This is a genomic window from Enterobacter cloacae complex sp. 2022EL-00981, assembly GCF_028737495.1.
In the GTDB taxonomy this organism is placed as follows: Bacteria; Pseudomonadota; Gammaproteobacteria; order Enterobacterales; family Enterobacteriaceae; genus Enterobacter; species Enterobacter cloacae.
Genome location: NZ_JAQZRK010000029.1, coordinates 1 through 13,787, shown reverse-complemented (window position 1 = coordinate 13,787; position 13,787 = coordinate 1). Strand labels below are relative to the sequence as shown.

Genomic DNA, 13,787 nt, shown 5'->3' with positions numbered 1-13,787 from the left:
CAAATTATCGCATATTATGCCATTGTCTGAAAAATGTTCAAAATGGCTTAAAATCATAGGTATTTCTTCCATCCTGCCAGAATGTTCGTTTGGCATGATGTTAATCATAAATGTCTGGGTCAGCATGCGTTACGCTTTTAGACTCTTTGACGTTTTTTTAGCCACGTATCAATTATAGGTACTTCCATGTCGAGTAAGTTAGTACTGGTTCTGAACTGCGGTAGCTCCTCACTGAAATTCGCCATCATCGATGCGCTCAACGGTGACGAGTACCTCTCTGGTTTGGCCGAATGTTTCCATCTGCCTGAAGCACGTATCAAGTGGAAGATGGACGGCAGCAAACAAGAAGCGGCTTTAGGTGCAGGCGCCGCTCACAGTGAAGCGCTGAACTTTATCGTTAACACTATTCTGGCACAAAAACCAGAACTGTCTGCTCAGCTGACTGCGATTGGTCACCGTATCGTCCATGGTGGCGAGAAATACACCAGTTCCGTCGTGATTGACGACTCTGTTATCCAGGGCATCAAAGACTCTGCATCTTTTGCACCGCTGCACAACCCGGCACACCTGATCGGTATCGCTGAAGCGCTGAAATCCTTCCCGAATCTGAAAGACAAAAACGTGGCCGTGTTTGACACCGCGTTCCATCAGACCATGCCGGAAGAGTCTTACCTCTATGCCCTGCCATACAGCCTCTACAAAGAGCACGGTGTTCGTCGCTATGGCGCGCACGGCACCAGCCACTTCTATGTGACTCAGGAAGCGGCAAAAGTGCTGAACAAACAGGTTGAAGAAGTGAACATCATCACCTGCCACCTGGGCAACGGTGGTTCCGTTTCTGCAATCCGCAACGGTAAATGTGTTGATACCTCCATGGGTCTGACCCCGCTGGAAGGTCTGGTGATGGGTACGCGTTCCGGTGACATCGACCCGGCGATCATCTTCCACCTGCACGACACCCTGGGCATGAGCGTTGACCAGATCAACAAAATGCTGACCAAAGAGTCTGGCCTGCTGGGTCTGACCGAAGTCACCAGCGACTGCCGTTACGTTGAAGACAACTACGCAGAGAAAGAAGACGCTAAACGTGCAATGGACGTTTACTGCCACCGTCTGGCGAAATACATCGGCTCTTACACTGCGCTGATGGATGGCCGTCTTGACGCTGTTGTCTTCACCGGTGGTATCGGTGAGAACGCGGCAATGGTTCGCGAACTGTCCCTGGGCAAACTGGGCGTTCTGGGCTTTGAGGTTGATCACGAGCGTAACCTGGCTGCCCGCTTCGGCAAGTCTGGCTTCATCAACAAAGAAGGCACCCGCCCTGCTCTCGTTATCCCAACAAACGAAGAGCTGGTCATCGCGCAAGACGCGCACCGTCTGACTGCTTGATTCCACACCGCCAGCTCTGCTGGCGGTGCTGTTTTGTCACCCGCCACAATCAGGCGGTAACGAAAGAGGATAAACCGTGTCCCGTACTATTATGCTGATCCCTACCGGAACCAGCGTCGGCCTGACCAGCGTCAGCCTTGGCGTGATCCGTGCTATGGAACGCAAAGGCGTTCGTCTGAGCGTCTTTAAGCCAATCGCCCAGCCACGTGCCGGTGGCGATGCGCCAGACCAGACCACCACCATCGTTCGTAAGAACTCCAATCTGCCAGCGGCCGAACCGCTGAAGATGAACCACGTTGAATCTCTGCTCTCCAGCAACCAGAAAGACGTGCTGATGGAAGAGATCATCGCCAACTACCACGCCAATACAAAAGACGCGGAAGTGGTGCTGGTTGAAGGCCTGGTTCCGACCCGCAAACACCAGTTTGCCCAGTCGCTGAACTTCGAAATTGCGAAAACCCTGAACGCCGAGATCGTCTTTGTGATGTCTCAGGGCACAGATACCCCAGAGCAGCTGAAAGAGCGTATCGAACTGACCCGCAGCAGCTTCGGTGGTACTAAAAACACCAACATCACGGGCGTAATTGTCAACAAACTGAATGCGCCTGTGGATGAGCAGGGCCGTACGCGTCCTGACCTGTCCGAGATCTTCGACGACTCTTCCAAAGCGAAAGTCATTAAAGTTGACCCGGCTAAACTGCAGGAATCCAGCCCGCTGCCGGTTCTGGGCGCGGTGCCGTGGAGCTTCGATCTGATTGCCACCCGTGCCATCGATATGGCGCGCCACCTGAACGCCACCGTGATCAACGAAGGCGACATCAATACCCGCCGCGTGAAATCCGTGACCTTCTGCGCCCGCAGCATTCCGCACATGCTGGAGCACTTCCGTGCAGGTTCCCTGCTGGTAACCTCCGCAGACCGTCCAGACGTGCTGGTTGCTGCCTGCCTGGCCGCGATGAATGGCGTAGAAATCGGCGCTATCCTGCTGACCGGTGCTTACGAGATGGATCCACGCGTCAGCAAACTGTGCGAACGCGCGTTCGCGACTGGCCTGCCGGTATTCATGGTTAATACCAACACCTGGCAGACCTCCCTGAGCCTGCAGAGCTTCAACCTGGAAGTGCCGGTTGATGACCACGAGCGTATCGAGAAAGTTCAGGAATACGTTGCAAGCTACATCAACGCAGACTGGATCGAATCCCTGACCGCGACCTCCGAGCGCAGCCGTCGTCTGTCTCCTCCGGCCTTCCGTTACCAGCTGACCGAGCTGGCGCGTAAAGCGGGCAAACGTGTTGTTCTGCCAGAAGGCGACGAACCACGTACCGTGAAAGCGGCAGCTATCTGTGCAGAGCGCGGCATCGCGACCTGTGTGCTGCTGGGTAACCCGGATGAGATTAACCGCGTTGCGGCATCCCAGGGTGTTGAGCTGGGTGCTGGCATCGAAATCGTTGATCCAGAAGTGGTTCGCGAAAGCTACGTTGCCCGTCTGGTCGAACTGCGTAAGAACAAAGGCATGACCGAAGCCGTTGCGCGTGAGCAGCTGGAAGACAACGTGGTGCTGGGTACGCTGATGCTGGAGCAGGACGAAGTTGACGGCCTGGTATCCGGTGCGGTTCACACTACCGCGAACACCATCCGTCCACCGCTGCAGCTGATCAAAACGGCTCCAGGCAGCTCTCTGGTTTCCTCCGTGTTCTTCATGCTGCTGCCTGAACAGGTTTACGTTTACGGCGACTGTGCGATCAACCCGGATCCAACCGCAGAGCAGCTGGCTGAAATCGCAATCCAGTCCGCGGACTCCGCGATTGCCTTCGGTATCGAACCACGCGTCGCGATGCTCTCCTACTCCACCGGTACCTCTGGTGCAGGTAGCGACGTAGAGAAAGTGCGTGAAGCGACCCGTATTGCACAGGAAAAACGCCCTGATCTGATGATCGACGGCCCGCTGCAGTACGATGCCGCAGTTATGGCTGACGTTGCGAAATCCAAAGCGCCAAACTCCCCGGTTGCAGGTCGCGCTACCGTGTTCATCTTCCCGGATCTGAACACCGGTAACACCACCTACAAAGCGGTACAGCGTTCAGCAGACCTGATCTCCATCGGGCCTATGCTGCAGGGTATGCGCAAACCTGTGAACGACCTGTCCCGTGGCGCGCTGGTAGACGATATCGTCTACACCATCGCACTGACGGCGATCCAGTCTTCGCAGCAGCAGTAAATAAGGTCTTGCCGGATGGCGCTTCGCTTATCCGGCCTACAGGACCGTAGGCCCGGTAAGCGCTAGCGCCACCGGGCAACAAAAAGGCGACCCCACGGTCGCCTTTTTTATTTACAGCAGCTCTCGCGCCGCTGAAACAATGTCATGCGCCGTCAGGCCATACTCCTTCTGCAGGAAGTCCTGCGTCCCTACCTGGCCGTAACGCTCCTTCACCCCCACGCGACGCATCGGCACCGGGCAGGTCTCCACCAGCACTTCCGCCACCGCCGAGCCCAGCCCGTTGTGAATGCTATGGTTTTCGCAGGTCACGATCCGCCCGGTTTTCTCGGCGTAGTTTTTCACCAGCATCCGGTCGATGGGCTTCAGGGTAAACATGTCTATCACTGCCGCGCTAACGCCCTCCTGCTCAAGCTGACGGGCCGCTTCCAGCGCTTCGGCCACCATAATGCCGTTGGCAATCAGGGTAATGTCGCTTCCTTCGCGCAGGACATTGCCTTTGCCGATGGTAAACGTTGAACCCGGGGCATACACGCTTGGCGCCTGCTTACGGATAGTACGTACCCAGTAGAACCCGTCGAGGTCGATAAGCTGGCGCAGTATGTCTTCAAACATCACCGCGTCAGTCACCTCCAGCACTACCGAATGCGCCAGACCGCGCACAATGCCCATATCCTCGAACGACATATGCGTCCCGCCGTTGTGGCAGGCCGTCACGCCCGCATCCGAGGCAATAACCTTCACGTTATTTCGCTGGTAGTCCAGGGACATAAACAGCTGGTCGAAGCAGCGACGGCTGGCAAACGCGGTAAAGGTATGAACAAACGGCTTGCGGCCGGTGAGTGACAGCCCGGCCGCGGTACCGATCACGTTGGCCTCCATAATGCCGCAGTTGATCACATGTTGCGGATAATCGCGCGCCACGCCGTCCATCGCCATTGAGCTCATCAGATCCGCTTCCAGGGCGATGATCTCGCTCCCGGCTTCAATCTGTTTTGCCACAAAGCCCGCGTAGATCTTACGCATCTCTATGGCATCTTTCTGTCCTGCAGGTGCAACCTTAATCATGAGTTACCTCCAGCTGGCGGATCGCCTCGTCGAGGGCCGCTTTGCTCTCCGGGGTCAATCGCAGATGGTGCGAGTTACCCAGCTGTTCCAGATACGCCACTCCCTGTCCTTTGATGCTGTCGAGGATCACCACCCGCGGACGCGCATCCGCTGGCGGAACCGGTGCGGTGACCTTCAGCAGTGCCGGGATGTCATCTCCTTTCACCGTCACCACGTCAAAACCAAAGGCGCGGAATTTCCCTTCCAGATCGAACGCGCAGATGATCTCATCCAGCTCGCCATCAAGCTGTTGTTTATTCCAGTCCACAAACACCGTCAGGTTGTTAAGACGATGGTGGGCAATAAACTGGAACGCTTCCCAGCACTGCCCTTCGTTCAGCTCGCCGTCACCGACGATGCAAAAGACCCGATTTGACCGCCCGGCCAGCTTGTGCGACAGCGCCATGCCGCCCGCGATGGAGATCCCCTGGCCAAGCGAACCGGTCGTGGCATCCACACCGCGTGTTTTTAGCCGGTCCGGATGGCTTGGCAGGCGTGTGCCGTTCTGGTTAAGCGTGCTCAGCTCTTCCATCGGGAAATAGCCCTTAATCGCCAGCGTACTGTACAGGGCCGGTCCCGCATGGCCCTTCGACAGGACAAAGTAGTCTCGTTCTGGCCAGTCCGGGTCTGCCGGGTCAATTTTCATTACCGCACCGTACAGTACGGCCAGCGTTTCGACGACCGACATACTGCCGCCGTAGTGACCAAATCCCAGCTGCGTCAGCGATTTCAGGGTCTCGAGTCGAATTTGACGCGCGAGTTCGGTTATCTCATTCTCGTTCATGATTTGGCTCCGGTGTTTTCCTGCGCATTACCACCCGCAGATTTGTTTTTCGCGAACACGTTGTACGCCACCAGCAGCGCGAACAACGCAACGACAAGCCCGGTGATGGCCAGTGGTGACAGGAAGCGCGCCAGGTTGCCAAGCACAATCCCGACGGCGCCGAAATCAGCGTCCGAGAAAGTGGTATTGGCAAAGCCAATGGCTCCCAGTACAGGCAGCAGCAGCACCGGCAGGAAGGTGATTAAGAGCCCGTTGGCAAAGGCGCCAATCATTGCCCCGCGACGTCCACCGGTGGCGTTACCAAACACGCCCGCGGTTGCGCCGGTGAAGAAGTGCGGCACCACGCCCGGCAGGATCAGCACCCAGTTAAACTGGCCGCAGATAATTAACCCCACAATCCCCCCGAGGAAGCTGAACAGGAAGCCAATCAGCACCGCGTTGGGCGCATACGGATAGACCACCGGGCAGTCCAGGGCCGGACGCGCATTGGGCACCAGTTTTTCTGAAAAGCCGGTAAAGGCCGGGACGATTTCTGCCAGAATCAGGCGTACACCCTGCAGGATGATGAACACCCCAGCGGCGAAGGTGATTGCCATGATAATGGCGTAGACCAGGTAGTTCTGACCGCCGCTGAAGGTCGCCTCGACGTATTCACGCCCGGCGCTCACCGCCATGATCAGGTAGATAATCATCATGGTCAGAGAGATGGAGATCGAGCTGTCACGCAGGAAGCTCAGGTTCTTCGGCAGGTTCATCTCTTCGGTTGAACGTGAACCTTTTCCGACCTTGCTGCCAATCCAGCCGGACAGCACGTAGCCCAGGGTGCCGAAATGGCCGAAAGCAATATCATCGTTGCCAGTAATGCGCTTCATGTAACGCTGCGCAATCGCCGGGAAGAAGGCCATGACCAGCCCGAGGATCAGCGACCCCGTAAAGACCAGCCCTACCCCTTCAAAGCCCGCAACCGTGAGGATCACCCCAATCATGCACGCCATGTAGAACGTGTGGTGTCCGGTCAGGAAGATATACTTCAGACGGGTAAAGCGGGCGACGAGAATATTGGCCACCATCCCAAACGCCATAATCAGCGCAGTCGAGGCCCCATATTTCTCCAGCGCAATGGAAACAATCGCTTCATTATTGGGAATAATGCCCTGAATATTAAAGGCGTGTTCAAACATACCGCCTAATGGATTTAATGACCCCACCAGCACGGTGGCGCCACCGCCCAGCACAATAAACCCGAGAATAGTTTTAATGGTCCCTTTTACAACGTCAGAAAAGGCTTTTTTCTGCGCAACGAGACCAATTAAGGCAATCAGGCCCACCAGCACGGAAGGGACTTTTAAAATATCGACAACGAAATTCAGCGTTTCAAGGATAAACATATCCACCTCGCCTTATCAGGGTTATTGTCTTTCGAACCAGGCACGCAGCTGCGCTTCAAGTTCGTTGATATCGATGATGTTGTTGATCACCACCAGCTGGTTTTCCGGCACGCTGGCGCTGGAGGCAATATCTTTCGCCATCACGAAAAGATCGGCCGCCCCGGGGGTGGCTGAAGAGAGATCGGAGTGCTCAACCTCGGCGTCAATGTCCAGCTTCTTAAGCACTTTTTTAATATTCATTTCGACCATAAAACTACTGCCCAGGCCAGAACCGCATATAGCCATGATTTTCATTGTTGTCCCCTTTTTTTGCGTAGAGTATGTCCCATCACGCTTGCGCGTAATGTGTGTGACGAGTCGGATTAAATAATTAAATCAGAAGCGGTCGATTATCGTTTTTATTTCCTCCAGGATATTCGCCTGATGTAATTCCGCCATATCCTCATCGCTTGAAAATAATTCAGCCAGCGCGGAGATCATTTCGATATGGCTGTGTTTATCCGGTGCTGCCAGCATAACGATCACATCGACGGGATCAAATTCGCCTGCACCGAATGAAACGCCCTTCCTGAGTTTTAATAACGAGAGGCCCAGTCCTTTTGCCCCCTCTTCCGGCCGCGCATGCGGCATGGCCAGCCCTGGTGCCAGCACATAATAGGGTCCTAAAATGTGGTGCTGCTCAATGATGGCCGTCACGTATTCCGGCGCAATGACCTGCAGCTCCAGCAACGGTTTCGCGCATATCTCCAGCGCCTGCGGCCAACTCTCAACGCTATCCTGCAGCGTGATGGTTGTATCATATATCCACTTTTTGAGCATTTTCCCTCCCGACATCGCGCTAAAGATGAACAAACTTTATTCAACGCATAACGAATTGGCTGCGATCGGGATCACAAAGATAGCGCTACCAAGATCTAACATTCAGAAGTGTGATAGCGCTATCAAATTAACATCCTGGCGCGAAATCACAGCAAAAAAAGGGATTTAAGGCGTATACTGCCTGTCACGTGAAGCGAAGGATGAAATGAGTGGCGTCCTGTCAGCAGGAAGGTGTATGTCTCTAACCCGAAAACGGCGCAGTACCGGTAAAGTGACACTTGCCGATGTCGCACAGCTTGCCGGTGTGGGCACAATGACCGTGTCCCGTGCTCTCCGCACGCCTGAACAGGTTTCCGATAAACTGCGAGAAAAAATAGAAGCCGCGGTACAAGAGTTAGGCTATATGCCCAATCTTGCAGCCAGTGCGCTGGCTTCGGCCTCGTCATGGACGATTGCGATGGTCGTCCCCAATCTTTCCGAAGCCGGTTGTTCCGAAATGTTCGCCGGGCTCCAGCAGGTGTTACAGCCCGCCGGCTATCAGATCATGCTGGCCGAATCCCAGCATCGTCTTGAACAGGAAGAGAAATTGCTGGAAACGCTGCTGGCGTCAAATATCGCCGCAGCGATTTTGCTCAGCGTCGAACATACTGACACCGTGCGTCACTGGCTAAAAAACGCCTCGATTCCGGTGATGGAGATGGGCGCCATGCGCGCCGATCCTATCGATATGAATATCGGGATTGATAACGTCGCGGCCATGTATGAACTTACGGAAATGGTCATCAAACGCGGCTACCAGAACATCGGCCTGCTGTGTGCCAACCAGGAGCAGTGGATTTTCCAGCAGCATTTGCAGGGCTGGTACAAAGCGATGCTGCGCCACCATATGTCGCCTAACCGGGTGATTAACGCCGCCATGCCGCCGAGCTTTTCGACGGGGGCCGCACAACTTCCTGAATTTCTGCTGGCGTGGCCGGAGCTGGATGCGCTGGTTTGCGTCTCAGATGAACTGGCCTGTGGCGCGCTGTACGAGTGCCAGCGCAGGCGGATCAAGGTGCCGGACGATTTGGCCGTGGTCGGGTTTGGCGACAGCGACGTCAGCCGTGTCTGTCAGCCGCCGCTGACGACGATGGCAGTACCCCATCGTAAGATTGGTATTGAAGCGGGACGTGCATTGCTGGAACGTCTGAATGACGGAGACTGGCGCGATCAGAAACCCATCGCATCCAGTCTGTGTCTGAGGGAGAGCTGCTAAAGCTTATTCGGCCTCTTCTTCTTTCTCAGATTTGGTCGATTCGTTTTTGGCGTTGCGGGTCATCCACAGCGCCAGCGCTTTTAACGAATCCGGCGTGAACTCGTCACAACGCGCGGTGATCTCTTCCGGCGTCATCCAGCTCACTTCGCTTACTTCTTCTTCCTGCAGGGCGAACGGCCCGTGGGAAACGCAGCTAAACAGCCCGCCCCAGACACGGCAATGTTCGTCTTCAAAATAGAACTGTCCATGCTCGGCAAACGGTACGCCCGCAATGCCTAGCTCTTCTTCCGCTTCACGGCGTGCGGAATCCAGCAGGACCTCATCCGCCTGAACGACACCGCCCGCAGTGGCATCCAGCATACCAGGGAGAAAATCTTTGGTGTCCGTGCGGCGTTGAACCAAAATTTTGCCCATGCCGTCATGAACAACAATATACGTCGCACGATGACGCAGGCGTTCAGCGCGCATTTGTTCGCGGCTGGCCTGCGCGATCACTTCATTCTCTTCGTTGACAATGTCAACCCACTCTGTACTTGCCAAATGACTCTGCTCCACCATCGGGAAACCTTCTCGTCTAAGCGCTCTTACGGCGCGTTTACAGTTGAGGTGTAACTTACGGATTAATCGCTACCTGTGCAATAACTTGCTGATCATTAAGTGCGATAACGCTTAACGTATGCTCATCAAGCATGCCATAGCTCGCCGGGTATCCGCCTTTCGGGATGCTGACCGAACCTGGGTTGAAGTGATAAATCTCCCCGCGTTTTTCTGCTACCGGAATATGAGTATGGCCGTAAACCAGGACATCGCCAGCGGCCAGCGCCGGGAGATTATCCGGGCTAAAAAGATGACCATGGGTGAGGAACAGACGGCATTTTTCCAGCAGCACCTGTTGCCACGGGGAGGTCATGGGGAAGTGCAGCAGCATCTGATCCACTTCGCTGTCGCAGTTACCGCGCACGGCGATAATGCGCGAGGCATACGGGTTGAGTTTTTCCGCCACCTGCGCAGGGGCATAGCCTTCCGGCAATGCGTTACGTGGGCCATGGTTCAACACGTCACCCAGAATAACCAGCCACTGCGCCCCACTTTGTGCGAACAGGGAAAGAACGCGCTCGGTCGCGGGCAGCGATCCATGGATATCCGACGCAAACATCAGTTTCATCAGTCACTCCTCAGAAAAACAGACTGCCCTTATCATACCTTAAGCGCCAGGGCTTATCAGCCGACGCGCTTAGCGGAGAGTGCCACATAGCGCTGCACCGACGCACGTTGCCACTGGAAAGTGGCGTAATCCACCAGCAGCTGGGGGACGTCATCGCCGTTAAGGATCAAGCGGTTCAGCATCAGCGCCAGGTCGGTATCGGCAATACACCATTCGCCAAACAGGTTCGGGTTACCGTGGGCCAGCAGCGAGGTGGCGGTGTCAATCAGCTTTTGCGCGCTCTGCGCCCCCTCAGTACTCAGGGCGGGCTTTTTCACACCCGCAAATACCGCATCCGTGGAGCGTTCAACGCGAATCGGCACCAAATCGCTGCGTAGCCACGCCTGGATTTGCCGTGCCCGGGCCCGCTTTTGCAGATCGTGAGGATAAATACGCTCCCACTCTGGTGGCGCGAACCGATCTTCCAGGTATTCATCGATCGCCGACGATTCGCTCAGGGCGAAACCATCAATGTCCAGTACCGGCACGCGCCGGGTCAGATCGTAACCCTGCCACTGCGGTTTCAGGTGTTCACCGCCGTCCAGATCAACGGTTTTCAGGCTAAATGACAGCCCTTTTTCCGCCAGCGCCACGTACACGCTCATGACATAGGGTGAAAAGAATTGGGCATCGGACCACAACGTGATTACAGGCTGGTTCATAACATCCTCATCGGCTGATCGGTATTCCCTCAACATATAGTCTCTTTACGCCGCTGTCACTTGATGAAAACTCACGATTTTGCACAACCACCTATACTGATTGGTCATGGCATTACACTTCACACTGACAGGAGTTGAGAATGATCGACCTTTATTACGCCCCTACTCCAAACGGCCATAAGATCACCCTCTTTCTTGAAGAAGCCGAGCTGGAATACAGGATCATCCGCGTGGATATCAGCAAAGGCGATCAGTTCAGGCCTCTCTTTCTGGCCATCTCACCGAACAACAAAATCCCGGCCATCATCGATAACCTGCCAGCCGATGGCGGCAAACCGTTGAGCCTGTTTGAATCCGGGGAGATTTTGCTCTATCTGGCGGAGAAGACCGGCAAACTGCTGAGCGGGGAACTGCGCGAGCGTCACCACACGCTACAGTGGCTGTTCTGGCAGACAAGCGGCCTGGGCCCGATGCTGGGGCAGAACCACCACTTTACCGCTTACGCGCCACAACCCATCCCGTATGCGATAGAGCGCTATCAGGTGGAAACGCAGCGGCTGTACGGCGTACTGAACCGTCGGCTGGAAAAATCACCGTGGCTCGGGGGCGATCATTACAGTATCGCCGATATCGCCTGCTGGCCGTGGGTGAATACCCATGAACGTCACCGTATTGATTTAGCCTCTTACCCGGCGGTTAACAACTGGTTTGAACGTATCCGCACCCGCCCGGCGACCGAGCGGGCGATGAAAAAAATCCAGGAGATTTAGGCCTGCGCCCGGTTGGGCGCGTGTCAGGCTCTCATGTATTATGGGGAGGAAATACTGACACGGAGAAGACCTGCAATGTCGCAGCATGACGCTATTATTCGTATAAAAAATTTACGCTTACGTACTTTTATCGGTATCAAAGACGAGGAGATCGCCAACCGTCAGGATATCGTGATTAATGTGGTTATCCACTATCCGGCAGACAAGGCGAGAGGCAGTGAAGATATCAATGACGCGCTGAACTATCGCACGATTACGAAAAGCATCATTCAGTACGTGGAAAATAACCGCTTCTCTCTGCTGGAAAAATTAACTCAGGATGTGCTCGACATCGCACGCGAACATCACTGGGTCACTTATGCTGAAGTAGAGATCGATAAACTTCACGCCCTGCGTTATGCCGACTCCGTCTCCATGACGTTAAGCTGGCAGCGCCGGGCGTAAACCTGGAGGTTGTATGAAGATTCTGCTGACCGGCGGTACAGGCCTGATTGGGCGTCATCTCATTGCGCGCCTGCAGGCGTTACATCACGACATTACCGTGGTAACGCGCAGCCCTGAGAAAGCGCGCCAGGTGCTGGGTGCCGGTATCGACATCTGGAAAAATCTGGCTGACCGGCAGAATCTGGACGGTTTTGACGCCGTCATCAACCTGGCCGGTGAACCTATCGCCGACAAACGCTGGACGGAAGAGCAAAAACAGCTGTTATGCAGCAGCCGCTGGAACATCACCGAAAAGCTGGTCGAGCTGATCCGTAACAGCCATACCCCGCCATCGGTACTGATTTCCGGTTCTGCGGTAGGCTATTACGGCGATCTCGGTGAGGTGGTCGTGACCGAAGAAGAGCCGCCGCACAACGAGTTTACCCATAAGCTCTGCGCCCAGTGGGAACGTATTGCCTGTGCTGCCCAGAGCGATAATACCCGCGTGTGCCTGCTGCGTACCGGCGTCGTTCTCGCGCCGAAAGGCGGCATTCTGGCGAAAATGCTTCCTCCGTTCCGGCTCGGACTGGGCGGCCCCATCGGTAATGGTCGTCAGTATCTGCCGTGGATCCACATCGACGATATGGTCAACGGTATTCTCTGGCTGCTGGATAACGATCTGCGTGGGCCGTTCAATATGGTTGCGCCGTACCCGGTGCGTAACGAGCAGTTTGCCCACGCGCTGGGCCATGCTCTGCATCGCCCGGCGATTTTGCGCGTGCCCGCAACCGTGATTCGCCTGATGATGGGTGAAGCGTCCGTGCTGGTGCTGGGCGGGCAGCGCGCGCTGCCTAAACGGCTGGAAGCGGCCGGGTTTGCGTTTCGCTGGTATGACTTAGAAGAGGCGTTGAGGGATGTGGTGGGATGAATATGTTACATTTGTACGCCATGTCCCGATGAAATGGCGTAACAATGGCAACCATCACCACACCCCGGCTTCACCTCACCCCTTTCGAACCCACTGACTGGGCCTTCTTCCGCTCGTTGCGGGAAGATCGCAATATCATGCGTTACATGGCCGCCATCGCGCCGGAAAAAGAGACCCGGCGCGTATTTGCTGCGCGCTTAACGGCGGCGCACGTTTTTGTGATTCGTTTTCATGATGATGACACGCCACTGGGCGATATCGGCCTGCATATCAGCCCAGAGAATCGTGAAGAGGCGGATATTGGCTATACGGTTGTGCCTGCTGCACAGGGGAAAGGTATCGCCAGTGAGGCGTTGCGGGCGGTATGTGAATATGCGTTTAACCAGACCGGCGTGAAAGCGATTAACGCCTACGTACTGGCGGACAACGGCGGGTCGGTGCGGGTACTGGAGAAAGCGGGGTTTGTGCGTACGCAGGTGCTGGAGAAGGCGTACGAGATTGACGGCGTACGGTATGACGACTGGGTGTATCGGCTGGAGTGCGGTACGGTCTGATGCCCTCACCCCGGCCCTCTCCCACAGGAGAGGGAGAAAACCCAGCCTGTAGGCCCGGTAAGCGAAGCGCCACCGGGCGATTGGGCTGCACCGCGGCCCTCTCCCACGGGGCTGAGGGTTCCCCACAAAATAATGCCTGCACGGAGGACCCCCTCTCCCTTGAGGGCTGAGGGTTCCCCAGAAAAATGAAAAGCACGATGAAGTGTGATCTACTGGTTGCGCTAACAAATCAGAAGAGACCTCATCGTGCCTTTACAGACAGTCTGCCAGAAATTTTTCTCCGCGTCTT

General features: G+C 55.5%; 15 protein-coding genes. 7 read left to right on the top strand and 8 right to left on the bottom strand.

All coding sequences use genetic code 11. The features are described from left to right. The first annotated feature begins 186 nt into the window (after positions 1-186). Both ackA and pta read left to right on the top strand, forming a co-directional pair. The gene (gene ackA / locus PUZ33_RS20040) at positions 187-1,389 is read left to right on the top strand and encodes an acetate kinase (RefSeq protein ID WP_058680706.1); all 1,203 of its coding nucleotides are present in this window, start codon (positions 187-189) and stop codon (positions 1,387-1,389) included. A 76-nt stretch (positions 1,390-1,465) separates the two neighbouring features. Then, on the top strand, positions 1,466-3,607 hold the full coding sequence (gene pta, locus PUZ33_RS20035) for a phosphate acetyltransferase (protein ID WP_013098116.1): 2,142 nt from the start codon (positions 1,466-1,468) through the stop codon (positions 3,605-3,607). 111 nt (positions 3,608-3,718) lie between these two features. Here pta and PUZ33_RS20030 read toward each other — a convergent pair whose 3' ends face one another. The 5 genes from PUZ33_RS20030 to PUZ33_RS20010 form a co-directional block, all read right to left on the bottom strand. Then, positions 3,719-4,672 (bottom strand): transketolase family protein, encoded by a 954-nt coding sequence (locus PUZ33_RS20030; protein WP_013098117.1) that lies wholly within the window; start codon positions 4,670-4,672, stop codon positions 3,719-3,721. Further along, on the bottom strand, positions 4,665-5,495 hold the full coding sequence (locus PUZ33_RS20025; RefSeq protein WP_029881737.1) for a transketolase: 831 nt from the start codon (positions 5,493-5,495) through the stop codon (positions 4,665-4,667). The genes PUZ33_RS20030 and PUZ33_RS20025 overlap by 8 nt, the downstream gene beginning before the upstream one ends. Beyond that, positions 5,492-6,883 (bottom strand): PTS ascorbate transporter subunit IIC, encoded by a 1,392-nt coding sequence (locus PUZ33_RS20020; RefSeq protein WP_023622509.1) that lies wholly within the window; start codon positions 6,881-6,883, stop codon positions 5,492-5,494. Before PUZ33_RS20020 ends, PUZ33_RS20025 begins: the two co-directional genes overlap by 4 nt. Before the next feature lie 21 nt (positions 6,884-6,904). Further along, complete coding sequence (locus tag PUZ33_RS20015) at positions 6,905-7,177, bottom strand: PTS sugar transporter subunit IIB (RefSeq protein WP_013098120.1); 273 nt, start codon at positions 7,175-7,177, stop codon at positions 6,905-6,907. Between the two features lie 81 nt (positions 7,178-7,258). Beyond that, on the bottom strand, positions 7,259-7,702 hold the full coding sequence (locus tag PUZ33_RS20010; RefSeq protein ID WP_058680705.1) for a PTS sugar transporter subunit IIA: 444 nt from the start codon (positions 7,700-7,702) through the stop codon (positions 7,259-7,261). A gap of 235 nt (positions 7,703-7,937) precedes the next feature. Here PUZ33_RS20010 and PUZ33_RS20005 point away from each other — a divergent pair, with 235 nt between their 5' ends. Beyond that, the gene (locus PUZ33_RS20005) at positions 7,938-8,957 is read left to right on the top strand and encodes a LacI family DNA-binding transcriptional regulator (RefSeq protein ID WP_013098122.1); all 1,020 of its coding nucleotides are present in this window, start codon (positions 7,938-7,940) and stop codon (positions 8,955-8,957) included. 3 nt (positions 8,958-8,960) lie between these two features. Here the strand turns inward: PUZ33_RS20005 and yfcD are convergent, their stop codons facing one another. From yfcD to yfcF, 3 genes are read right to left on the bottom strand one after another with little or no spacing between them, the layout of a single operon-like run. Next, the gene (yfcD, locus tag PUZ33_RS20000) at positions 8,961-9,515 is read right to left on the bottom strand and encodes an NUDIX hydrolase YfcD (RefSeq protein ID WP_013098123.1); all 555 of its coding nucleotides are present in this window, start codon (positions 9,513-9,515) and stop codon (positions 8,961-8,963) included. Between the two features lie 55 nt (positions 9,516-9,570). After that, complete coding sequence (gene yfcE, locus PUZ33_RS19995; protein WP_058680704.1) at positions 9,571-10,122, bottom strand: phosphodiesterase; 552 nt, start codon at positions 10,120-10,122, stop codon at positions 9,571-9,573. 56 nt (positions 10,123-10,178) lie between these two features. Beyond that, positions 10,179-10,823 carry a glutathione transferase gene (gene yfcF, locus PUZ33_RS19990; RefSeq protein ID WP_058680703.1) on the bottom strand — a complete coding sequence of 215 codons (645 nt, stop codon included), beginning with the start codon at positions 10,821-10,823 and terminating at the stop codon, positions 10,179-10,181. A 140-nt stretch (positions 10,824-10,963) separates the two neighbouring features. Here yfcF and yfcG point away from each other — a divergent pair, with 140 nt between their 5' ends. The 4 genes from yfcG (at position 10,964) to PUZ33_RS19970 (ending at position 13,498) form a co-directional block, all read left to right on the top strand. Next, on the top strand, positions 10,964-11,593 hold the full coding sequence (gene yfcG, locus PUZ33_RS19985; protein ID WP_023621684.1) for a GSH-dependent disulfide bond oxidoreductase: 630 nt from the start codon (positions 10,964-10,966) through the stop codon (positions 11,591-11,593). Positions 11,594-11,668: 75 nt separating this feature from the next. Then, on the top strand, positions 11,669-12,037 hold the full coding sequence (gene folX / locus PUZ33_RS19980) for a dihydroneopterin triphosphate 2'-epimerase (protein ID WP_013098127.1): 369 nt from the start codon (positions 11,669-11,671) through the stop codon (positions 12,035-12,037). A gap of 13 nt (positions 12,038-12,050) precedes the next feature. Beyond that, positions 12,051-12,944, top strand: a complete 894-nt coding sequence (locus PUZ33_RS19975; protein WP_013098128.1) for a TIGR01777 family oxidoreductase — start codon at positions 12,051-12,053, stop codon at positions 12,942-12,944. Positions 12,945-12,988: 44 nt separating this feature from the next. After that, positions 12,989-13,498, top strand: a complete 510-nt coding sequence (locus PUZ33_RS19970; protein ID WP_058680702.1) for a GNAT family N-acetyltransferase — start codon at positions 12,989-12,991, stop codon at positions 13,496-13,498. Positions 13,499-13,787: the final 289 nt, after the last annotated feature.